The organism is Rheinheimera texasensis (assembly GCF_964031785.1).
GTDB lineage: Bacteria > Pseudomonadota > Gammaproteobacteria > Enterobacterales > Alteromonadaceae > Pararheinheimera > Pararheinheimera texasensis_A.
Map to the genome: position 1 here is coordinate 616,567 of NZ_CAXIRE010000019.1, position 23,012 is coordinate 639,578.

Annotated in this window: 25 protein-coding genes; 5 read left to right on the plus strand and 20 right to left on the minus strand. The window is 50.2% G+C overall.

The window, feature by feature from the left end; translation table 11 throughout:
* Positions 1–80 precede the first annotated feature (80 nt).
* The 15 genes from ABNT34_RS11205 to mioC form a co-directional block, all read right to left on the minus strand.
* A complete protein-coding gene (locus ABNT34_RS11205; protein ID WP_348731626.1) occupies positions 81–593 on the minus strand; it encodes a hypothetical protein in 513 nt (170 codons plus the stop codon).
* 137 nt (positions 594–730) lie between these two features.
* Positions 731–1,147 (minus strand): F0F1 ATP synthase subunit epsilon, encoded by a 417-nt coding sequence (locus ABNT34_RS11210; protein WP_031568021.1) that lies wholly within the window; start codon positions 1,145–1,147, stop codon positions 731–733.
* 23 nt (positions 1,148–1,170) lie between these two features.
* Positions 1,171–2,556, minus strand: coding sequence for a F0F1 ATP synthase subunit beta (atpD, locus tag ABNT34_RS11215; RefSeq protein ID WP_031568019.1), 1,386 nt, complete (start codon positions 2,554–2,556; stop codon positions 1,171–1,173).
* A 38-nt stretch (positions 2,557–2,594) separates the two neighbouring features.
* Entirely contained in the window at positions 2,595–3,455 is an 861-nt protein-coding gene (atpG, locus tag ABNT34_RS11220; RefSeq protein WP_348731629.1) for a F0F1 ATP synthase subunit gamma, read from the minus strand.
* 55 nt (positions 3,456–3,510) lie between these two features.
* Entirely contained in the window at positions 3,511–5,052 is a 1,542-nt protein-coding gene (gene atpA / locus ABNT34_RS11225) for a F0F1 ATP synthase subunit alpha (protein ID WP_348731631.1), read from the minus strand.
* A 14-nt stretch (positions 5,053–5,066) separates the two neighbouring features.
* The gene (gene atpH / locus ABNT34_RS11230; protein WP_348731633.1) at positions 5,067–5,600 is read right to left on the minus strand and encodes a F0F1 ATP synthase subunit delta; all 534 of its coding nucleotides are present in this window, start codon (positions 5,598–5,600) and stop codon (positions 5,067–5,069) included.
* Between the two features lie 12 nt (positions 5,601–5,612).
* Positions 5,613–6,083: a F0F1 ATP synthase subunit B gene (gene atpF, locus ABNT34_RS11235; RefSeq protein WP_348731635.1), complete on the minus strand. Its 471-nt coding sequence runs from the start codon at positions 6,081–6,083 to the stop codon at positions 5,613–5,615.
* A gap of 49 nt (positions 6,084–6,132) precedes the next feature.
* A complete protein-coding gene (atpE, locus tag ABNT34_RS11240; RefSeq protein ID WP_348731637.1) occupies positions 6,133–6,366 on the minus strand; it encodes a F0F1 ATP synthase subunit C in 234 nt (77 codons plus the stop codon).
* 52 nt (positions 6,367–6,418) lie between these two features.
* On the minus strand, positions 6,419–7,210 hold the full coding sequence (gene atpB / locus ABNT34_RS11245; protein ID WP_348731639.1) for a F0F1 ATP synthase subunit A: 792 nt from the start codon (positions 7,208–7,210) through the stop codon (positions 6,419–6,421).
* Positions 7,211–7,212: 2 nt separating this feature from the next.
* A complete protein-coding gene (locus tag ABNT34_RS11250; protein ID WP_348731641.1) occupies positions 7,213–7,686 on the minus strand; it encodes an ATP synthase subunit I in 474 nt (157 codons plus the stop codon).
* Positions 7,687–7,733: 47 nt separating this feature from the next.
* The gene (locus ABNT34_RS11255; protein WP_348731643.1) at positions 7,734–8,621 is read right to left on the minus strand and encodes a ParB/RepB/Spo0J family partition protein; all 888 of its coding nucleotides are present in this window, start codon (positions 8,619–8,621) and stop codon (positions 7,734–7,736) included.
* 20 nt (positions 8,622–8,641) lie between these two features.
* Positions 8,642–9,436 carry a ParA family protein gene (locus ABNT34_RS11260; protein WP_348731645.1) on the minus strand — a complete coding sequence of 265 codons (795 nt, stop codon included), beginning with the start codon at positions 9,434–9,436 and terminating at the stop codon, positions 8,642–8,644.
* Positions 9,437–9,455: 19 nt separating this feature from the next.
* Complete coding sequence (gene rsmG / locus ABNT34_RS11265) at positions 9,456–10,073, minus strand: 16S rRNA (guanine(527)-N(7))-methyltransferase RsmG (protein ID WP_348731647.1); 618 nt, start codon at positions 10,071–10,073, stop codon at positions 9,456–9,458.
* Positions 10,074–10,086: 13 nt separating this feature from the next.
* Positions 10,087–11,976: a tRNA uridine-5-carboxymethylaminomethyl(34) synthesis enzyme MnmG gene (gene mnmG / locus ABNT34_RS11270; protein WP_348731649.1), complete on the minus strand. Its 1,890-nt coding sequence runs from the start codon at positions 11,974–11,976 to the stop codon at positions 10,087–10,089.
* A gap of 568 nt (positions 11,977–12,544) precedes the next feature.
* Positions 12,545–13,006: an FMN-binding protein MioC gene (gene mioC / locus ABNT34_RS11275; RefSeq protein ID WP_348731651.1), complete on the minus strand. Its 462-nt coding sequence runs from the start codon at positions 13,004–13,006 to the stop codon at positions 12,545–12,547.
* 167 nt (positions 13,007–13,173) lie between these two features.
* Between mioC and ABNT34_RS11280 the strand changes: the two genes are divergently transcribed.
* The 3 genes from ABNT34_RS11280 (at position 13,174) to ABNT34_RS11290 (ending at position 16,223) form a co-directional block, all read left to right on the plus strand.
* The gene (locus ABNT34_RS11280; RefSeq protein WP_348731653.1) at positions 13,174–15,018 is read left to right on the plus strand and encodes a DEAD/DEAH box helicase; all 1,845 of its coding nucleotides are present in this window, start codon (positions 13,174–13,176) and stop codon (positions 15,016–15,018) included.
* Between the two features lie 132 nt (positions 15,019–15,150).
* Positions 15,151–15,594, plus strand: coding sequence for a thioredoxin TrxC (gene trxC / locus ABNT34_RS11285; protein ID WP_348731655.1), 444 nt, complete (start codon positions 15,151–15,153; stop codon positions 15,592–15,594).
* A 137-nt stretch (positions 15,595–15,731) separates the two neighbouring features.
* Positions 15,732–16,223, plus strand: a complete 492-nt coding sequence (locus tag ABNT34_RS11290) for a YbhB/YbcL family Raf kinase inhibitor-like protein (protein WP_348731657.1) — start codon at positions 15,732–15,734, stop codon at positions 16,221–16,223.
* Between the two features lie 39 nt (positions 16,224–16,262).
* On the opposite strand, the gene mnmE is transcribed toward ABNT34_RS11290, so the two are convergent.
* The 5 genes from mnmE to rpmH form a co-directional block, all read right to left on the minus strand.
* Positions 16,263–17,627 (minus strand): tRNA uridine-5-carboxymethylaminomethyl(34) synthesis GTPase MnmE, encoded by a 1,365-nt coding sequence (gene mnmE, locus ABNT34_RS11295; protein ID WP_348731659.1) that lies wholly within the window; start codon positions 17,625–17,627, stop codon positions 16,263–16,265.
* A gap of 76 nt (positions 17,628–17,703) precedes the next feature.
* Entirely contained in the window at positions 17,704–19,344 is a 1,641-nt protein-coding gene (gene yidC, locus ABNT34_RS11300; RefSeq protein WP_348731661.1) for a membrane protein insertase YidC, read from the minus strand.
* An 8-nt stretch (positions 19,345–19,352) separates the two neighbouring features.
* Positions 19,353–19,610, minus strand: coding sequence for a membrane protein insertion efficiency factor YidD (gene yidD, locus ABNT34_RS11305; protein ID WP_348731663.1), 258 nt, complete (start codon positions 19,608–19,610; stop codon positions 19,353–19,355).
* On the minus strand, positions 19,562–19,933 hold the full coding sequence (gene rnpA, locus ABNT34_RS11310; protein WP_348731665.1) for a ribonuclease P protein component: 372 nt from the start codon (positions 19,931–19,933) through the stop codon (positions 19,562–19,564). The genes yidD and rnpA overlap by 49 nt, the downstream gene beginning before the upstream one ends.
* A 20-nt stretch (positions 19,934–19,953) precedes the next feature.
* Positions 19,954–20,091, minus strand: a complete 138-nt coding sequence (gene rpmH, locus ABNT34_RS11315; protein WP_084164225.1) for a 50S ribosomal protein L34 — start codon at positions 20,089–20,091, stop codon at positions 19,954–19,956.
* Positions 20,092–20,528: 437 nt separating this feature from the next.
* Here rpmH and dnaA point away from each other — a divergent pair, with 437 nt between their 5' ends.
* Positions 20,529–21,896 (plus strand): chromosomal replication initiator protein DnaA, encoded by a 1,368-nt coding sequence (dnaA, locus tag ABNT34_RS11320; RefSeq protein WP_348731667.1) that lies wholly within the window; start codon positions 20,529–20,531, stop codon positions 21,894–21,896.
* Positions 21,897–21,908: 12 nt separating this feature from the next.
* Positions 21,909–23,012, plus strand: a complete 1,104-nt coding sequence (gene dnaN, locus ABNT34_RS11325; protein ID WP_348731669.1) for a DNA polymerase III subunit beta — start codon at positions 21,909–21,911, stop codon at positions 23,010–23,012.

A 23,012-nucleotide genomic window follows, 5' to 3' on the forward strand; every position in this document is an offset into this window, starting at 1 on the left:
ATGATGAGGCCATTCTAACCGAACAGCACTGAAATTACAGGGGCCGGTGTTGAGTGCCGGTAAACGAGACACCACCGCAGCTATTCACCCCGCCAGAATGCGACAAACTCTTCTCCGTACAAGGATTTGTAGTGCAAAGTGATTTTCAGGGTTTTTAGCAGCTGATCAAACTGCACCGGTGTTAAGGTACAAGGTTCATCCGCAGCACGGATCACCATTTGCCGATCGCCAACTTTATAAAACCGGGCGACATTACCGGCACCAAAACACAACTTCGAGTTATCGATGCCCAGCGCCGGCCAGATGCCGTGAGCACTGTCCGGCTTTTTACCCGCGACTTCAAAGTCCACCTGCGTCACTTCAGCAGGTCCAAGGCCATTGTTATTGACCAACAATACAAAAGCCGTTCGGCCCTCAGCGGCCGGGTCCATATTGGCTTCAAATTCGAGATAAGGCCGCAGCGACAATTTGTTATGTTGCTGGAATGAATAGCCCTGCCATATCGATGTGATCAGCGCACATAAAGCCATGATTACCGTGCTGATCGCCGTCCATTTTTCCCAATGAATAGTCTTTTTATTGTCTTGGTCCATCTGTCGACCCGTTTGTTTAGTATCAGGAAAAACAGTCGTGTTTCCTGCCACAGAATGTTGTTGGATACCTCAGATTAACATAGATAAATGGCAAAAAAAAAAGCCACCCGCAGGTGGCTTTTTCAGCAAGAAACAACTTACTTTTTGCGCAGTTTCTGGATCAGACGCAACTGAGCAATCGCTTCGGCCAGCTGGGCCGCAGCTTCTGCATAGTTGAAGTCAGCGCCGGCATGTTGCATCGCTTCTTCGGCTTTTTTCTGAGCCGCCAATGCTGCCTGCTCGTCCAGGTCTTCCGCACGGATCGCCACATCGGCCAGCACTGTCACTGTGTGCGGTTGTACTTCAAGTACGCCACCCGCCACATAAATCAGATGCTCTTCACCGAACTGTTTTACGATCCGCACCATGCCTGGCTTGATGCCAGTCAGCAGTGGAATGTGGCCAGGTAAAATACCCAGCTCACCTTCGCTACCAGTAACCTGAATGGACTCAACAAGGCCGGAGAAGATACGCTCTTCAGCACTTACCACGTCCAACTGTACTGTCATCGCCATTTCGCTCTCCTAAAGCTGTAAAATTACAGCTTCTTCGCTTTTTCGATCGCTTCGTCGATAGAACCAACCATGTAGAAGGCTTGTTCTGGCATGTGATCGAATTCACCTTCCAGGATGCCTTTGAAGCCACGGATAGTGTCTTTCAGAGAAACGTATTTACCTGGAGAGCCAGTGAATACTTCAGCAACGAAGAATGGCTGTGACAGGAAACGCTGGATCTTACGAGCACGGAATACTGTAGTGCGGTCTGCATCTGACAGTTCGTCCATACCGAGGATCGCGATGATGTCTTTCAGCTCTTTGTAACGCTGCAGCACTGACTGTACGCCACGGGCCACTTCATAGTGTTCTTTACCGATCACCAGTGGGTCCAGCTGACGTGAAGTTGAGTCCAGTGGATCGATCGCCGGGTAGATACCCAGAGATGCGATGTTACGGCTCAGTACGACTGTTGCGTCCAGGTGAGAGAACGTAGTAGCTGGTGACGGGTCAGTTAAGTCGTCCGCAGGTACGTAAACGGCCTGAATAGAAGTGATAGAACCAGTTTTGGTTGAAGTGATACGTTCCTGCAGAACGCCCATCTCTTCCGCCAGTGTTGGCTGGTAACCTACCGCTGAAGGCATACGGCCTAACAGTGCAGATACTTCAGTACCGGCCAGCGTGTAACGGTAGATGTTGTCAACGAAGAACAGTACGTCACGGCCTTCGTCACGGAACTTCTCAGCCATCGTCAGACCGGTCAGTGCCACGCGCAGACGGTTTCCTGGCGGCTCGTTCATCTGGCCATACACCAGTGATACTTTGTCCAGAACGTTTGAGTCGTTCATTTCGTGGTAGAAGTCGTTACCTTCACGGGTCCGCTCACCAACACCGGCGAATACTGAGTAGCCACTGTGCTCGATCGCGATGTTCCGGATCAGTTCCATCATGTTTACGGTTTTACCTACACCGGCACCACCGAACAGACCTACTTTACCGCCTTTTGCGAACGGGCAGACTAAGTCGATAACCTTGATACCGGTTTCTAACAGGGCGTTAGAAGCGGCCTGGTCTTCGTAGCTTGGTGCTGCGCGGTGAATTGGCATACGCTCTTCTTCACCGATTGGGCCGGCTTCGTCGATTGGCTCGCCCAGTACGTTCATGATACGGCCCAGTGTGGCTTTACCCACAGGCACGTGAATAGCTTTGCCAGTGTTGGCAACTTCAGCACCACGACGCAGACCGTCAGTGGAGCCTAACGCGATGGCACGTACAGTACCGCCACCCAGCTGTTGTTGTACTTCAAGTACCAGACCAGCCAGATCGCCGCTTGTTACGTTTAACGCGTCATAGATACCAGGTACCGCATCTTGTGGAAAATCGATATCCACAACGGCGCCAATGATTTGGACTACCTTACCTTGACTCATGTTAATTCCTCTAATTTCTCAAACCTGTTAACCAAGCATTAAACAGCTGCAGCACCGCCGACGATTTCGCTCAGTTCCTGCGTAATGGCTGCCTGTCGTGCCTTGTTGTAAACCAGTTTCAGTTCGTCCATCAGGCTGCCGGCGTTGTCGGTAGCGGCTTTCATTGCCACCATCCGCGCTGCCTGCTCGCTCGCTGCGTTTTCTACAACGCCCTGATAGACCTGAGACTCAATAAAACGATCCAGTAATTTATCCAGGATAACCTTCGGATCTGGTTCGTAAATGTAGTCCCAGCTGTGTTTTCTGGCTGAAAGCTCTGCTTTTGGCAAAGGTAAGAGTTGCTCGATCACTGGTTCTTGTTTCATCGTGTTCACAAACTTGTTGTAAACCACATATAAACGGTCAATCTTGCCTTCTGAATATGCATTCAGCATGACCCGGACCGAACCAATGACATCAGCCAAACGTGGGTTATCGCCTGAACCCGATTGCTGCGCCAGCACCTTGCCACCGAAGCGTTTGAAGAAAGCCGTTGCTTTGTTACCAATGACGGCAAACTCAGCCTTAACGCCTTTGTCTTTCCACGCTTTGAGGTCTTGTGATACACGCTTAAATTCGTTGGTATTCAGGCCGCCGCAAAGACCACGGTCTGTAGATATCACAATGTAACCCACGGATTTCACGTCGCGTTCTGTTAAGAACGGATGACGGTATTCGATGGTGCCATTGGCGATATTACCGATCACTTTGCGCATAGCTTCAGCGTATGGACGACTGTGGGCAACCCGCTCCTGCGCTCTGCGCATTTTGCTGACTGCCACTTTTTCCATAGCGCTGGTGATCTTACGAGTATTGTTAATACTCCCGATCTTACTTTTTATCTCTTTTGCGCCGGCCATGACTAATCTCCGAAAATTTCAACGAACCGGGTGATGTTGCCACCACCCGAATTGGTTACCAGGTCTGAGTCGCTTTAAACTTCTCAATCGCGCCTTTGATGGTCGCTTCGATCTGGTCGTTGTAGTTACCGGTTTTGTTCAGATCAGCCATGAACGCGCCGTGCTCTGCGTGCATATAAGCCAGCAGGGCCGCTTCGAAGTCCAGGATCTTGGCAACTTCGACGTCTTTCATGAAACCTTTTTCGATGGCAAAAATGGAAACACCCATATCAGCCACGCCCATTGGCGCGTACTGCAGCTGTTTCATCAGTTCTGTCACTTTCTGACCGTGGTCCAACTGCGCACGGGTCGCATCGTCCAGGTCTGAAGCGAACTGCGCGAACGCAGCCAGTTCTGAATATTGTGCCAACGCCAGACGGGTACCACCGCCGAGCTTTTTGATGATCTTGGTCTGAGCAGCACCACCAACCCGCGATACCGAGATACCAGCGTTAACGGCTGGACGGATACCGGCGTTGAACAGGCCTGATTCCAGGAAGATCTGACCGTCTGTGATTGAAATCACGTTGGTCGGAACGAATGCTGAAACGTCACCAGCCTGGGTTTCAATGATTGGCAGGGCGGTCAGAGAACCTGTTTTGCCTTTCACTTCGCCATTGGTCAGACGCTCTACATAGTGTTCGTTGACGCGTGATGCACGCTCCAGCAGACGGCTGTGCAGATAGAATACGTCGCCTGGGTAAGCTTCACGTCCTGGTGGACGGCGCAGCAGCAGAGAGATTTGACGGTAAGCAACAGCCTGTTTTGACAGGTCATCGTATACGATCAGCGCATCTTCACCGCGGTCACGGAAGTATTCACCCATGGTACAACCAGAATATGGCGCCAGGAACTGCAGTGCAGCAGCTTCAGAAGCAGAAGCCACGACCACGATAGTGTGGGCGAGGGCGTTGTGCTCTTCCAGCTTACGTACCACGTTAGCGATGGTCGAAGCTTTCTGACCCACACAAACATAAATACATTTCACACCAGTGGTTTTCTGGTTGATGATGGCGTCGATGGCCAGCGCTGTTTTACCAGTCTGACGGTCACCGATGATCAGCTCACGCTGACCACGACCGATTGGGATCATCGCGTCGACTGACTTATAGCCAGTTTGCAGTGGCTGGTCGACTGATTGACGGTCGATAACGCCTGGTGCGATTTTTTCTACTGGTGCAAAACCAGCAGCATCCACCGGACCTTTACCATCGATTGGTTCACCCAGAGTGTTTACCACACGACCTAACAGACCAGGACCGACCGGAACTTCCAGAATACGGCCAGTGGCTTTTACTTTGATACCTTCGCGCAGGTCCGCATATGGACCCATCACTACTGCACCAACTGAGCTGCGCTCTAAGTTCAGTGCGATAGCGTAACGGTTACCAGGAAGCTCGATCATCTCACCCTGCATACAGTCAGCCAGACCGTTGATGCGGATGATACCGTCTGTTACAGAGACGATAGTACCTTCGTTGCGAGCTTCACTGACAACTTCAAACTGAGCAATACGTTGTTTGATCAGTTCAGAGATTTCAGTGGAATTCAGTTGCATGCTCTAATCCCCAATTATGACTGCAGCGCAGTGGCTAAACGGTCTAATTTACCGCGAACTGAGCCATCAATAACCATATCACCGGCTTTGATTAACATACCCCCGACAACCGCCGGGTCTACGCTACAGTTCAACTTAACTTTGCGGGCTAAACGCTGTGATAACGCCGCGATCAGTTTGTCCTGCTGAGCAGAGCTCAGTACAGTTGCAGAAACCACATCAACAGTGGCTTCTTTTTCGTACTCAGCTTTTAACAGCAGATAACCGGCTAACACGGCAGGAAGTGCCGCCAGACGCTGGTTTTCTGCCATGACCTTAATCAGGTTCTGACCGTGGCTATTCAGCTGTTCACCACAAACCTGGATAAAAAAGGCTGCCTGTGCGTCGGCAGCACTGTTGCTTTGCAGGCGCTCGGCGACCACTGGATTTTTCACTACTTCAGCAGCGAAAAACAGCATATCAGCCCAGGCCGCCAAAGCGTTTTGTTCGACAGCAAAGTCAAACGCCGCTTTGGCATAAGGACGAGCGACATTCGTCAGTTCAGACATGGCTCTTCCTCTTTACAGTTCTGCAACCAGTTTATCCAGGATGTCGCTGTGAGCAGCTTCATCAATTGAACGTTGAAGGATCCGCTCTGCGCCGGCAACGGCGAGGGCAGCGACCTGCTTACGCAGTTCTTCTTTCGCCCGGATGCGTTCAGCTTCGACTTCAGCTTTAGCCTGAGCCAGGATTTTGTCCCGCTCAGCCTGCGCTTTAACCGCAGCTTCTTCGATGATCTGCGCTTCGCGTTTTTTCGCCTGGTCAATCACCGCAGAAGCTTGCGCTTTTGCATCGACTAGCTGTTGTTTTGCTTTCTCTTGCGCCAACCGCAGGTCTTGTTCGGCGCGATCACTCGCTGCCAGACCATCTGCGATTTTTTGCTGACGAGCTTCAATTGCGCCGATAATTGGTGGCCATACATACTTCATACAGAAGAGTACGAACACCAGGAACGCGATTAACTCACCAATGAGAGTGGCGTTAATATTCACGACCGCTTCTCCTTAAATGACATAAGTAAATGTTCTGGTTCGCGTCCGATTACAGAGCGAACAGCATGTACAGCGCGATAGCAACACCGATCATCGCGATGGCGTCGATAAGACCCGCTACTACGAACATTTTACCTTGCAGGCTAGGAGCCAGTTCTGGCTGACGAGCTGCAGACTCGAGGAATTTACCGCCCAGAGTACCGAAACCGATTGCAGTACCTAACGCACCTAAACCGATTAACAGAGCTACTGCGATGTATTTTAAACCGATAACGAGTTCCATAACGTTCTCCAAAGTTACTAATGTTAAAGTTAAAGTTAAAAAGAAATCTTTATTAGTGGTGCTCGTGCGCCATGCTCAGGTACACCACCGTCAGGATGGTGAAAATAAACGCCTGCAGCGGGATAACCAGCAAGTGGAACACAGCCCAGACGAAGTGCATTGGCAGCTGATATAAACCTGTCATCGCGATCAGGATGAAAATCAGCTCGCCGGCGTACAGGTTACCGAATAACCGCAGCGCCAGTGACAGAGGCTTGGCCAGCAGGGCTACCACTTCCAGAATGAAGTTGAACCAGTATAACCAAGGCGTGTTGAATGGCTGAGTGGTCAGTTCCTTAATAAAACCGCCAATGCCTTTCATTTTGATTGAGTAGTAAATCATCAGGATAAACACACCCAGCGCCAGCGCGATGGTCATGTTCAGGTCTGTGGTTGGCACAGCTTTCATGTAGACGTGATGCGGGTCATAACCCATGGCAGCACCAATCTGTTGGGCAGTCCATGGAATGAAATCAACCGGCACTAAGTCCAGCAGGTTCATCAGCAGGATCCAGACAAAAATCGTCAGCGCCAGTGGGGCAATGATTGGGTTTTTACCGTGAAAAGTGCTTTTGACCGTACTGTCGATAAATTCGACAACCATTTCAACGGCGCATTGCCATTTACCAGGTACACCGGCATTGGCGGTTTTCGCCACTGCGCGGAAAGAGAACAGGAAAATCAATCCCATAAAGATTGACCAGCCTAAGGTGTCAACGTGAACGGTCCAAAAACCTTCGCCGACGCTCCAGTTGGTCAGGTGGTGGGTAATATAGTCTTTGCTCGTAAGCTCACCAGATGCCATCGTTAGTCCCAATTATCGTAGTTAATCAAAATCGGTAACAACGCCTGTAAGATCAGGGCGAACACCAGTCCGCCAAAAAACAGCCAAGGGATCAACAGCGCGTGTTTCAGCGCTGTTGCCACCAACAACGCCAACAATAAAAATTTTAGTGATTCGCCGCGGTAGACCGATTTAAGCACCAAATCTGGCTGCAGGTCTGCCCGAAAGCGAAACACATACCACGTAAAAAGACAGTGCGGCACAACAACACAATAAACGCCAAGCAATACAGATTTTGCGGCCAGCTTATCCCAAGCTGCCAGACAGAGCGCCGCCACAGCGAATCCCGCCAGCGACTGCCACAAAAAGGTCTGTAAAATCAATTTATAACGATGTTTTGTTGTGGTTAAAGGCACTGAATACCACCCGAAAATACGCAAAACAACGGGATAAAAAGCTCGCGCAAGTATACTTATCTGCCTTATTTTTGCAACCAAAAGCCGCGCCAATACTACGAATGTCGAACTTTCTGAAACCTGACCGGTTAATTTTCAGACTCAGACAGGCCCAATTTATGCAAGATACCGTCTAATTCCGGCAAACTGCTGTAATTGATGACTAATTCGCCTTTGCCTTTGCGGTTGTAACTAATACTGACCGGCGCACCAAAACGTTCACTGAGTTTCGATTCCAACGCGGCAACATCCGGATCTTTAACTTTGATTTCTTTGACCGGAGCCGGCTCCAGTAAACGCCGGATCAGGCTTTCCGCTTCACGCACCGTCAGCTGCTTCGCGGCAATAATACGGCCGGTATCCGGTTGTTGCTCAGCCGGCAAGGCTAAAATGGCGCGGGCATGGCCCATCTCGATGTCACCATGTTCCAGCAGCGTTTTGACTTCATCCGCCAGCTGATTCAACCGCAATAAATTAGTCACTGTCGCGCGTGATTTGCCAACAGCATCAGCCACTTGCTGATGCGTCAGTTCAAATTCGCTGAGCAGGCGCTGCAAGGCTACCGCTTCTTCCATCGCATTCAGATCTTCGCGCTGAATGTTCTCGATCAGCGCAATCGCGACAGCAGCTTCGTCCGGCACGTCTTTTAAAATGCAAGGTACTTCGGCGAGGCCCGCCAGCTGTGACGCGCGCCAACGCCGTTCACCGGCGATGATTTCATAGCGGTCGGTGCCAACCGGGCGTACGACAATCGGCTGAATCACGCCCTGAGCGCGAATGGAGCTTGCCAGCTCTTCCAGCGCATCCTGCGACATGTCTTTGCGTGGCTGATACTTACCAGGCTGCAGCCACTCCACCGGCAGCTTTTGTAACTCAGTCTGGCGGTTTTCAGCCTGACTTTCGGCCGGCGCGGCAGGCTTCCCCGTGGTCAATAACGCATCTAAACCCCGGCCCAGGCCTCTTTTTTTCAAAGACATTCGCAGCTTATTCCTTCACGTCACACCGCTGGGGTGCTTTTGGGTTGTTTTTTGTCTGCGCGGCGCAGAATTTCACCAGCCAATGCCAGGTAGGCTTTGGCACCGGTTGAACTTTTATCGTAATACATCACCGGTGTACCGAAACTGGGCGCTTCGGCCAGACGCACGTTACGCGGGATCACCGCACGGTAGACTTTTTCGCCAAAATGTCGCTTCAGCTGCTCAGAAACGTCATTGGCCAGCCGGTTGCGCGGGTCATACATGGTGCGCAGAATGCCTTCGATTTTCAGGTCGGCATTGACCACAGCCGCCAGTTTATTGATGGTGTCCACCAGCGCCGTCAGCCCTTCCAGCGCGTAATATTCGCATTGCATCGGCACCAGCACAGAATCGGCTGCAGCCATCGCATTGACCGTCAGCATGTTCAGCGAAGGCGGGCAATCGATAAAAATAAAATCATACTGGTCGCGGTAATTCTTCAGAGCGTTGCGCAGCCGCAGTTCACGGGCAAACACATCCAATAACCGGACTTCCGCGGCAGTAACATCGGAGTTACCGGCAATCAGGTGATAGCCACCGGCAGTTTCTTTAACTACCACTTCAGGTAGCGGCTTTTCGTCGACCAACAATTCATATGCCGTGGCATGCACTTCATATTTGTCGACACCACTGCCCATGGTCGCGTTGCCCTGTGGGTCCAAATCGATAAGCAGGACTTTGCGTTTGGTCGCGGCCATAGACGCCGCCAGATTCACTGCAGTTGTCGTCTTGCCGACGCCACCTTTCTGATTGGCTATCGCGATGATTTTTCCCACAAAAGTCCCTAGTCCGTGTTCAGACTGCTGTTTTTTCCAGCACCAGCAGATAACGTTGGCCGACCAACTCTGGCACTGTCAGTTCGACATTGCCGACAACTTTAACAAAATCAGGCAAAGCTGCAATTTCTTCCTGCGCCAATGCACCTTTCATGGCGAGAAACTGGCCATTCGCGACCGGCAAATGCTGGCACCAGTGCAGCATATCGCTGAGCGACGCAAAAGCACGGCTGATCACGCTGTCGTATTTTTCATGGTGTTCTTCGACCCGGCTTTGCACAGGCCTGATGTTTTTCAGTCCCAATTGCAGTTTGACCTGATTTAAAAAACGTACACGCTTGCCGAGGCTGTCGAGCAAAGTGAATTCTTTATCCGGGCAACAAATGGCCAGCGGCACCCCAGGCAAACCAGGACCAGTGCCGACGTCAATGATGCACTGGCCGTGCAAATAAGGCGCGACGACCAGGCTGTCCATGATGTGTTTCACCAGCATTTCATTAGGGTCACGCACTGATGTCAGATTGTAAGCACTGTTCCATTTGTCCAGCAACTGCACGTATTGAACCAACTGCTGCAGCTGAAGATCTGACAGCTGCAGGCTGGTTTGTGCGACCAGCTTTTTCAATTTTTCAAGCATGTTTTTTCCTGACTCAGGCCGATTTTCGTAATAGTCCCTGTTTCTTCAGGTAGACCAACAGCAATGAAATAGCCGCTGGCGTTATGCCAGAGATCCTGGACGCCTGCCCCATAGTTTCAGGCTGTGCCTGGTTCAGTTTTAGCACCACTTCGTTCGACAGACCTTTGACTACTGAATAGTCAAAACCGGCTGGCAAACGGGTGTTTTCATTGCGTTCCTGCTTAGCGATCTCGTCTTGTTGCCGGTTGATGTAACCTTCGTATTTGATCTGGATCTCGACCTGTTCTGCCGCATCCTGCAGCGCAAGACCAGGGCCTACACCTTCGATCTGCATCAGATCTTTGTAGGTGACTTCCGGCCGGCGGATCAGATCTTCCAGGCTGGCTTCACGGCTCAATGGCGTTTTCAGCAACGCGTTGACAGGCTCCAATGCACTGTGTTGCGGATGGATCCAGCTTTGTTTCAGCCGCTGACGTTCCAGTTCAATCTGCTCGATTTTTTCGTTAAAGGCCGCCCAGCGTACATCGTCAACCAGACCTAATTCGCGGCCTTTGGCTGTCAAACGCAGATCGGCATTGTCTTCACGTAGCATCAGACGATATTCAGCCCGGCTGGTGAACATACGGTAGGGTTCTTTCGTGCCCAGCGTGGTCAAATCGTCAACCAATACCCCGACATAGGCCTGGTCACGGCTTGGCACAAAAGCATCCTGTTCTTTGACCAGCAAGGCCGCATTCAGACCTGCCAAAAGCCCCTGAGCACCGGCCTCTTCATAGCCGGTAGTCCCATTGATCTGGCCGGCAAAAAACAAGCCCTTGATAAATTTGGTTTCCAGCGAGGTTTTCAGATCGCGTGGATCAAAGAAATCATATTCGATGGCATAACCTGGCCTTGTGATATGCGCATTTTCCAGACCCGGGATCGAGTGAACCAGAGCAAGCTGCACATCAAAAGGTAAACTGGTGGAAATGCCGTTTGGATAAAGCTCGTGAGTGGTTAAACCCTCAGGCTCGATAAAAATCTGGTGTTTGTCTTTGTCGGCAAAGCGATTGATTTTATCTTCAATCGAAGGGCAATAACGTGGTCCAACACCTTCAATAACGCCGGTATACATTGGCGAGCGGTCCAGGCCATTGCGGATAATTTCATGCGTTTGTTCGTTGGTGTAAGTGATATAACAAGGCACCTGACGCGGGTGGTCACTTTGTTTACCAATAAACGACATCACCGGCAGTGGTGTATCACCAGGCTGTGGCTGCATTTTGCTGAAATCAACGCTGCGCGCATCAATGCGTGGTGGAGTACCGGTTTTCAGCCGGCCCACCCGAAACGGCAGTTCACGTAACCGACGTGCCAGAGCTACTGATGGCGGATCACCAGCACGGCCACCGCTGTAATTCTGTAAACCGATATGGATCTGGCCTGCCAGAAAAGTACCTACGGTCAGCACAACCGCTTTAGCTCTAAATTGCAGACCCATCTGGGTGACAGCCCCAACAACCTGATCATTTTCCACGATCAGATCATCACAAGCTTGTTGAAAGATCTGCAGGTTTGGCTGGTTTTCCAGGATAGTCCGGATCGCTGCGCGATATAACTGGCGGTCGGCTTGGGCGCGGGTTGCCCGTACGGCAGGGCCTTTTGAACTGTTCAGCGTGCGAAACTGGATCCCGGCGTGATCTGTTGCGACCGCCATAGCGCCACCCAGTGCATCGATTTCTTTGACCAGATGGCCTTTACCTATACCACCGATTGCAGGATTACAAGACATCATACCCAGTGTTTCAACATTGTGGGTTAACAACAGCGTTTGCATACCCATCCGTGCAGCAGCCAGCGCGGCTTCAGTACCGGCATGTCCACCGCCGACCACAATCACATCGTAGTTTTGTTGAAACAACATATCTGCCTCATCGCCTTTGCAACAGCCTAAAAAAGGGCACGCATTGTACCTCAGATCCTGATCGAAACGGAATGATTTAAACGGGCTTCGGATCTCAAGCGATCCATATATAAAGAAGATCTTTAAAGAGATCTTTTTTATTATTCTTACTACTAAGCAAGAGTTTTTAGGTTGATAACCGCTTTTTTCAAATGAGGATCAAGATCTTACAGAAGATCTAAGCTGTGATCTGTCATGGATCTGTTGACGATCAACCTGTGATCAACTTGCATACTTATCCACAAGGCGAGATTCGATTAAATTCATTCAGAGGATAACATCAGCTTATACACTTGGTTATTCGTATTTTATCCACAGATGTGATCAAGTTGGGATCAGCTTGTGGACAACCCTGTATAGCTCGAACGGTGTTTTATCAGGGATTTATCAAAAGGTTATTAAGTAATTGAGCTGATACAGGCAGATGATGAACCTGTTGGCGTGATAACCAACACCACCGTTAGATATCCAGTTTCTGGACAGTGACTTGTGTATTTGTGGGGGAACAGATGTTCCCCCTTTTTTTGATTCAAATTTTATCGGTGATATTTGTCTGCGACTGCGTGGCGATAAATTGTGGTAGCCAGGCTAAAGCAAGATCTTCCGGTAATTCGGCACATTGCGCATCAATATTCAGGCTGATCCCTAAATTTTTTGCTGAATTTTTCGTCAGTAAATCAGCGAGCTTAGCGCCAGCCAGACAAAAAGTATCGTAGCTGGAGTCACCTAAAGTGATCACCGCATAAGAAACTGTGGTAAGATCTGTTTGATCTTGTGCTAATTGATCCGCAAAGGGTTGGATATTATCGGGCAGGTCACCCGCACCGTAGGTCGAGGTGATCACTAACCAGGTTGAGTTTCTGGTCAGTTGTTCTAATACGGGCGTCAGATGCAGTCTGACAGGAAATCCCGCTTGTACCAGTGTTTCAGCCACTTGTTCTGCTGTGTATTCAGCAGCGCCCATTTGGCTGCCCACGAGGATCTCAATCATCTGTACGTCTCTGGTCAGTTAAATGATTGGCTATACTACTGGAATTTGTGGCTGTTGAGCATCGCTCTTAACAGGCACCGGGTATTTTTACTGCAATGCAGGCTCAGTAAAACTACAATAGCACATACCTTTAAAGCGCCTGCGTGTTATTGAGGTTAATACAACTTATGTCCGAGTCCCTGACTTTTTCCCAGCTTGATCTGCCAGAACCAATACTGCGCGCGGTCACAGAATTGGGTTACGAAACTCCGTCTCCTATCCAGGCGGCCGCAATCCCAAAACTGTTAGCTGGTGAGGACTTATTAGGCCAGGCGCAAACCGGTACCGGTAAAACCGCTGCCTTTGCACTGCCATTATTAGCGCGGTTAGATCCGACGCAAAATGAACCGCAAATCCTGGTGCTGGCGCCGACGCGCGAACTGGCGATCCAGGTTGCAGAAGCATTCCAGGCTTACGCTCGCTTTATGCCAACATTCCATGTCCTGCCTTTATACGGCGGCCAGAATTACACCACGCAATTACGTTCGTTAAAACGCGGCTCTCAGGTCATCGTGGGTACGCCAGGCCGTATCATGGATCACCTTGATCGTGGCACTTTAGTGTTGGACAAATTACGCGCCATCGTGCTGGACGAAGCCGACGAAATGCTGCGCATGGGTTTCATCGATGACGTACAAACGATCATGGATGCCACCCCACCGGGTCGTCAGGTTGCGATGTTCTCGGCAACTATGCCGTCACAAATCCGTGCTATTGCTCAGAAACATTTGAACAACGCACAGGAAATCAAAATTGAATCAAAAACCAGCACGGTTGAGCGGATCACTCAACGTTACGTAATGCTGGATGGCAATCAGAAGCTGGACGCTCTGACCCGGGTACTGGAAGGTGAAGAATATGATGCCAGCATCATTTTCGTCCGGACCAAAAGTGCCACTGAGGAAATCGCCGAAAAATTAGGTGCTCGCGGTTATGCAGTCGCTTGCCTCAATGGCGATATGAACCAGGCCAACCGCGAACAAACTATTCGCCGCTTAAAAGCCAGCCAGATTGACGTGATTGTTGCAACCGACGTTGCAGCGCGTGGTCTGGATGTGGAACGCATCAGTCTGGTGATTAACTACGACATTCCGTATGACAGTGAAGCCTACGTGCACCGTATTGGCCGGACCGGTCGCGCCGGCCGCGAAGGCAAAGCGATTTTGTTCGTGTCACCACGCGAACGCCGCCTGCTGCGCACTATCGAACATGCCACCCGTCAGCCGATTGAAAAGATGTCGCTGCCAACCGGTGAAGTGATTGAACAGCGTCGCATTGAATCGTTCCGTGAAACGCTGGCCAACACCATTGAAGCGAAAAACCTGAGTTTCTTCCAGGATCTGATCAATGACTGGCGCGAAAAGCTGGAAACGACAGATGCAGATTTGGCCGCAGCGTTGTTGTTTATGGCGCAAAAAGACCAGCCGTTAAACGTTGCCAGCCAATTCCCTGAGATCCGTGAGCCTCATGCCCGCGGTGAACGGCCAGAGCGTGGTGATCGTCCGGCCCGTTTTGAACGTGGTGACCGTCCGGAACGTTCAGGTGATCGTCCAGAGCGTGGTCCACGTCCACCACGTCGTGAGCTGCAAGGTAACTACATCAATTACCGGATTGAAGTCGGCAAAGAGCACGGTGTGCGTGCCGGTGACATCGTTGGCGCTATCGCCAATGAAGCCAACATTGACAGTCAGTTTATCGGCAATATCAAACTATTTGATCATTTCTCCACAGTTGAGCTGCCAGGTGATATGCCGACTGAAGTGTTCCAGCATCTGAAAAAAGTGTATGTACGCAAACAGAAACTGAATATCAGTGTGGATACTGGCGGTCCAGGCCCAGAGCGTGCTGATCGGCCAGAGCGTTACCAGCGCAGCGGTGCCGATCGCGCAGATCGCCCAGAGCGCACCGATCGTGGCACAGGCCCGCGTCCAGGCGCCGCACCGAAAAAACCACGCACCCGCGAAGGCTCGTAACAGCCCGTTAGTGTTGATTTGAGTAAACCCGCCGCATTCCGGCGGGTTTTTTATTGCACGAAACACAGCGCCGGCCTTGATGTTTCATTGCTCGACCCACAAATCCTGCTGAAATAGCCAGAGGAACCTGTAATGATTATTGCGTGCCCCCACTGCGCCGGTTTAAACCGACTGCCGCAGCAGCGCTTAACTCAGCAGCCGAAATGCGGCTTGTGTAAACAAGGTCTGTTCACTGGTAAGCCGGTTGACATAACCATGGCGAACTTTGCCAATTTGAGCCAAAAATCTGATTTACCACTGGTATTGGATTTTTGGGCCAGCTGGTGTGGACCCTGTCAGAGTTTTGCACCAACCTTTGCGCAGGCCGCGGCTGAATTGGAACCAGCTTTTCGCTTTGGTAAAGTCAATACAGAATCTGAGCAGGAATTGGCAGCACAGTTTCAAATCAGATCTATTCCGACTCTGATGCTAATACAGCGCGGCAAGGTTATAGCCCAGTTATCCGGGGCATTGCCAAAAGCGCAGTTTTATCAGTGGCTGCAGCAATACAGTGCTCAGTTACAGCAGGCAGAGTGAGGAAACACAACCGGGTAGTCTAATAACGATGCCCGGGTTTCATTTGTGCTGATTTTTACCCCAGACAGGTTATGACCAGGTAATTCAGCTGGATGCCTATCAACGTATAATGCAACTTAGAAGCTGCCGGAGACTTTATGGAAAATCGCAAATTCACTGTTACCAGTCCAGATATTCAGGAAGGGCATTTCATGGCAAAAACCTTTGAATTCAATGGTTTTGGTTGCGATGGTCCTAACTTATCCCCCGCGCTCTGCTGGCAGCATGCGCCTGATGGCACACAGAGTTTTGCTGTGACTGTATATGACCCGGATGCACCGACCGGGTCTGGTTTTTGGCATTGGCTGGTACTGGATATTCCTGCTGAAGTGAACGAACTGGCGCAAGGTGCGGGTAATGGTGCTTTACCGGCTGGTTGCCGGTCTTTTAATAACGACTACGGTATTAAAGAGTTTGGCGGTGCCTGCCCACCAGAAGGCCATGGTATGCATCGTTATCAGTTTACGGTCTGGGCTTTACCTACGCCGACCTTGGGTGTACCAGATGGCGCCAGCGCTGCAGTGGTTGGTTTTATGCTCAATGCCAATGCGCTGGCAAAGGCGACCCTGACAGCGACTTATGCGCGTTAGGGGGCATGATCGAGCCGGCTGATATGCCGGCTTTTTTTGTTATTTGCCGATACAAAAGCTGGAGAAAATCCGGCCGAGCAGATCGTCAGAACTAAATTCACCGGTAATTTCATTCAGTTGCTGTTGCGTCAGTCGCAGTTCTTCAGCCAGTAACTCGCCAGCTAAATGATCGTGCAGCTGCTGTTCGCCAATACTTAAGTGTTCTGACGCCCGTGCCAGTGCATCTAAATGTCGGCGTCTGGCAATAAAGCTGCCCTCGTTACTGGCTTCAAAACCCATACAGGCTTTTAAATGTTCGCGTAACGCATCCAGACCAGTTTTATCCTTGGCGGATAATCTGAACAGCGGGTACTTGCTGCTTTGGTCTGAACCAACGGTTTCGCCGGTTAAATCGGCTTTATTGCGGATCACGGTGATGCCCAGTTCTGCCGGCAGATGTGCGATAAAGTCTGGCCAGATCTCCGCCGGATCTGTCGCTGCCGTGGTCGTGCTGTCGACCATAAACAGCACCCGGTCGGCCTGCAGAATTTCCTGCCAGGCGCGCTCAATACCAATTTGCTCGACTTTATCTGTGGCTTCGCGCAGGCCCGCGGTGTCGATGATATGTAGCGGCATACCATCGATGTGGATATGTTCACGCAGCACATCGCGTGTGGTGCCGGCGATTTCAGTGACAATAGCGGCTTCGCGGCCGGCTAATGCATTGAGTAAACTCGATTTCCCGGCGTTTGGCCGGCCGGCGATCACCACTTTCATGCCTTCGCGCAGAATGCTGCCCTGGGTTGCTTGTTTTTGGATTTTGGTCAGATCAGTGCGGATCTCAGCAAGGTCGCCGGCGACTTTGCCATCGGATAAAAAGTCGATTTCTTCGTCGGGAAAATCAATCGCAGCTTCGACATACATCCGCAGATAGATAACTTTCTCCACCAGCGCATGGATTTGCCGTGAAAACTCGCCTTGCAGTGATTGCATGGCACTACGGGCAGCCTGTTCGCTGCTGGCGTCAATCAGGTCGGCGATAGCTTCAGCCTGGGTCAAGTCCAGTTTATCGTTCAAAAATGCCCGTTCTGAAAACTCACCGGGGCGGGCAATACGGACATTGGCTTCCTGCAGGATGCGGCGTAGCAGCATATCCAGCAGTACGGGACCGCCATGGCCCTGCAGTTCTAATACGTCTTCACCGGTAAAGGAATTAGGGCCCGGGAAGTACAGTGCAATGCCCTGATCGAGTACCGATTGGTCTGCGGCGCGAAAAGGCAGATATTCTGCAACACGGGCCTTTGGTACACGCCCCAGTACGGCCTGCGCAATCGAGGCTGCCTGTGGGCCGGACACCCGGATGATACCGACACCGGCGCGTCCCGGCGCTGTTGCCTGCGCTACGATCGTATCATTTGCATACATACCAAAGTCCTCGTTTTTGTATATAAAAAAATGGCCATTACAAGTGTAACGGCCATTATCAGTTCTATCAGAGCAATCAGGCGTTACGAACGTGTAAGCCTTTTTTCTCCATACCTTTATAGATAAACAACATCTGCGCCAGCGAAATCAGGTTGCTGACGACCCAATACAGCACCAGGCCACTTGGGAAGATGATAAAGAACAAACCAAACACGACCGGCATCCACAGCATAATCTTTTGCTGCATCGGGTCTGTTACTGTCACTGGTGTCAGTTTTTGCATCGCATACATACTGATGATGTACATGATTGGCAGCACCAGATACGGGTCCATCACGGATAAATCTTTGATCCAGAAGATAAATGGAGCCTGGCGTAACTCAATACTTTCAACAAATACAAAGTACAGTGCCAGAAAAATTGGCATCTGGATCAGCATAGGTAAACAGCCACCCATAGGGTTCACTTTTTCTTTGCGATACAGCTCCATCATTGCAGGGCCCATTTTCTGCTTGTCGTCTTTGTAACGTGCCTGCAGTTCATCAATCTTCGGTTTCAGATTACGCATCTTCGCCATGCCTTCATACTGCGCTTTGGTCAGTGGAAACATTGCTAGTTTGATCAGCAGAGTGATGGCGATAATTGCCAGACCCCAGTTTCCGACCAGATGATGAATTTGTTGCAATAACCAGAACAGTGGCTGCGAGATAAACCATAACCAGCCGTAATCCACAGTCAGGTCCAGGCCATGTGCAATCTTCGCCAGGCTGGCTTGATCTTTTGGACCCGCATAGAAAGTTGCAGACAGCGTTTTGCTTTCACCGGCAGCAATGCTGCTTTGCGGGCCGCGCACACCAATGATGCCCTCGTTATTATTGACCAGGCTAAACAGTTGGTTTTGTTCTTCTGCCTGCGGTACCCAGGCGGAAACGAAATAATGTTCCAGCATACTGACCCAACCACCTTTAGTAGACTGATCCAGGTTCTGGTCCTGCATATCTTCAAAGGCGAATTTTTCGTAGCGTTGTTCAGTTGTTGAATAGGCACCACCGCGATAAATCGGCATCATCATATTGCCTTCTTTACCGTTATCGAAGGTCTGTGCCAGATAATGGTAGGGCTGAATGACTTTGCTGCCGGTACTGGTATTGGTCACCAGGTAATCAACCCGGACATCGTATTTGCCAGCGCTGAAGGTGTAGCGTTTCTCAATTTGCAGGCCATTGTGTTCCAGCTGCAGGCTGACCTGCAGTTCAGTCTGGCCGTCCGTCAGGCTGAATTTATCCTGAGTTACGCTGTAAACCGGCTTGGCGGTACGTTTTTCGTCCGGACCGTCACCCAGTAAACCGCTTTGGGCTGTGTAGTTGAAACCGTTTAACTGGCGCATTAACGGGTAAGGTGTGCTGTCTTCCAGGCTCAGTGTGTATTTCGGCAACGTCAGGCCAATGATATCACCACCGCGGGTGTCAATTTTGACGTCAAGGACGTCAGTTTTGACTTCGATGACTTTGCCGGTGGCGACTATTGCGGCAGCAGGGGCGGCGCTGCTTAACGGGCCTGATGCCGATAATTGCGGTTCAGCATTGCCGGTGGCAGTGCTGACTTCAGTTGCTGCCGGAACAACAGGTTTTGGGCCATAGTCTTTTTGCCAGTCTTGCCACAGCAGAAAACTGACAAACAAAAAGGCAATTACTAATAAACTGCGTTGGGATTCCATGTGTGCGCTTATCTCTTTTGCTTTTCGGGAACGGGGTCTTCACCACCCGGATGTAAAGGGTGACATTTTAATAGACGTTGGGTGGTTAACCAACTGCCTTTTATCGCACCAAAACGTCGCAGTGCTTCAACGGCATAATGCGAACAACTGGGGGTAAAGCGGCAGCTTGGTGGAAACAGCGGGCTGATACAACGCTGATAGCCATAAATCGCTGTGATCAGGATTTTGGCTGGATAGCTTTGTACTGGCGGGCGATTTTGCTCCATAAGCGCTCCAGTTGCTGGTGTAATTCGGCGTTGTCAGTATTACTGATATCACCTTTCACCATCAGCACCATATCAACCGGCGGCAGTTCGTGCTGATGCAGACGAAAACTGTCACGGGCACAACGTTTGATGCGATTCCGATGGACGGCCAATTTAGCACGTTTTTTTGCGATCGTCAGACCAATCCGCGGATGTTCGGTATGATTGGCTTTACAGAGGATAGTGAAGAGTGGGGAAGCGACCCGGAACGGGTTCTGGAACACATTATCGAATTCGCCGGGAGTTAACAGACGTAACTCCCTGCTGAAGGTATAGCTGACCACGCAGCGCTTTAAATAACTGACTAGACAGTTAAGCGCTTACGGCCTTTAGCGCGACGACGTGCTAATACTGCACGACCGTTTTTGTCCGCCATACGTGCACGGAAGCCGTGGTTGCGTTTCTGTTTTAAAACGCTTGGTTGAAAGGTTCTTTTGCTCATTTTCTTCGTCCGTCCGGTCGATAATTACTAACTGAATCTGAGTTTTAGTAAGTACCAAAACGCAGCGATTTAAAAAAGAGCGCGAATTTTAAGTACTCTGCCACTACTTGTCAATCTGATCCTTGGTTATTTCCCGTTCAGATCCCAGATCTTTTGCAGTTGTCCACAGGCAGGTTAAAAATCTGGGATAAAATGTGTATGAATTCAATTTTTGCCGAGCTATATGCCAGAAAATGCCTAGGGTTTTTAGCGGTATTATGAAATTGTATAAAAGATAAAAAATAATAAAAAACAAAGTCTTATTTATAAACCTCCCTGGTTAAAGCCTTTTTCAGAAAGTCAATATTGCAGTTGTGGATAAGATCAGCCCATAATGCGGGTCTTTCCTCAACACCTGCCTTGTCAAATACCAATTATTCGGGGCTGCTGGAGATATGGTGTATCAGTCTGTTTGGCAAAATTGCCTGGAAGCGCTGCAGTCCGAACTGCCGGCACAACAATTCAGTATGTGGATCCGTCCGCTGCAGGCTGATAGTTCACATGACGCTTTAACGTTATATGCGCCGAATCGCTTTGTGCTGGATTGGGTTCGCGACAAATATCTAAATCGGATCAATGAGCTGATCCACGATTATTGTGGTGATCATTCGCCGCGTCTGCGCTTCGAAGTCGGTAGCAGTCAAAAAGTTACCAAAGCGGTGGCTGCGGTGCCAAGTCGCGCCGCCCCTGTTGCGGTTGTCGCTGCGCCGGCGGTAGTTGCCGAGCCTGCACCAAAAACTATTGTGCGCAGCAATGTCAGAACTAATTATACCTTTGATAATTTTGTCGAAGGTAAATCGAATCAGCTTGCTCGTGCTGCTGCCAGTCAGGTAGCGGATAATCCAGGCTCTGCTTATAACCCGCTGTTTCTCTATGGCGGGACTGGTCTGGGTAAAACTCACCTGTTGCATGCGGTTGGCAATGGCATTCTGGCGAAAAAGCCCGATGCCAAAGTGATATATATGCATTCTGAGCGTTTTGTGCAGGATATGGTCAAGGCACTGCAAAATAATGCGATCGAAGAGTTCAAGCGTTATTACCGCTCAGTAGACGCTCTGCTCATCGATGACATTCAGTTTTTCGCCAAAAAAGACCGCTCTCAAGAAGAATTCTTTCATACATTCAATGCCTTACTTGAAGGTAATCAACAGATTATTTTGACATCAGACCGTTATCCGAAAGAGATCGACGGTGTTGAAGAACGGCTGAAAAGCCGGTTTGGGTGGGGTCTGACTATTGCGATTGAGCCGCCTGAGCTTGAAACGCGGGTTGCCATTCTGATGCGTAAGGCACAGGAAAATAATATTCGTCTGCCGGAAGAAGTTGCTTTTTTTGTCGCCAAACGTCTGCGCTCTAATGTGCGTGAGCTTGAAGGTGCATTAAACCGCATCACCGCCAATGCGAATTTCACCGGCCGGCCTATTACCATCGACTTTGTGCGTGAATCACTGCGTGATCTGCTGGCGCTGCAGGACAAACTGGTCACTATTGAGAACATTCAGAAAACCGTCGCCGAGTACTACAAAATTCGCGTAGCTGATCTCTTATCAAAGCGGCGTTCCCGTTCTGTTGCCAGACCGCGGCAAATGGCGATGGCTTTATCGAAAGAACTGACCAACCACAGTCTGCCGGAAATTGGTGATGCTTTTGGCGGCCGGGACCATACCACTGTGTTACATGCTTGTCGCAAAATTGAATCATTAAAAGAAGAAACACACGAAATCAAAGAAGATTTCCAGAATTTGATCCGTACTTTGTCGTCTTAATAGGGACTTGTTATGCATTTTATTATTGAGCGTGACGCTTTATTAAAACCGCTGCAAATGGTGTCTGGTGCCATTGAACGCCGGCACACTTTGCCAATCCTGTCGAACGTGCTGCTGGATGTTACTGCGGATCAAATAGCGCTGACCGGTACAGATCTGGAAATTGAGTTGGTCGCGCATGCGTTTCCGCAGCAGGTCATCACGCCGGGACGCGTTACTATCCCCGCCAAAAAGTTGCTGGATATTTGCCGTTCTCTGCCGGATTCTTCTGTGCTGACGCTGCATTTACAAGGCGAAAATTGTGTCGTCAGCACCGGTAAAAGCAAATTCACACTGGCGACCTTAAGTGCGAACGACTATCCGAATCTGGAGAGCTGGCAAGGTGAGGTTGAGTTTGAGCTGAGCCGTTTACAGCTGCGCAAATTGTTAGACGATACCGCCTTTTCCATGGCCAATCAGGACGTGCGCTATTATCTGAATGGTCTGTTATTTGAAGTCGATAATGGCACCTTACGTACTGTTGCGACCGATGGCCATCGTCTGGCGCTGAGTTCAATGGAACTTCCGGTTACGGCAACACAGCAGAAGCAAGTGATTATTCCGCGTAAGGGCGTACTTGAGCTGATGCGTTTATTGGTGGCTGATGATCAGCTAATCCGCCTCAGTATTGGCCAAAATCATATTCGCCTGACCGATAGCCAGTTTAGTTTCAGCAGCAAATTAATCGATGGTCGTTTTCCGGATTACCGCCGGGTGTTGCCGCGAAATAGCTCTCGCCAGCTGACTGCGCATCGTGCCGTGTTAAAAGACGCCTGCGTGCGTGCGTCGATTTTGTCCAATGAAAAGTATCGTGGCGTACGTTTTACTTTGAATCCACAAGAATTGCAGATCGTGGCGAATAATCCTGAACATGAGCAGGCCGAAGAAGTCATTGAAGTTGAGTACAACGGCGACACGCTGGAGATCGGCTTTAACGTCGGCTATGTGCTGGATGTACTGAATACATTGAATACTGATTTAGTCGTGATGCATTTAAGTGACGCTAATTCCAGTTCTTTGGTTGAAGGGGTTGGCAACGCCGGCGCTTTGTACGTTGTGATGCCGATGCGGTTGTAA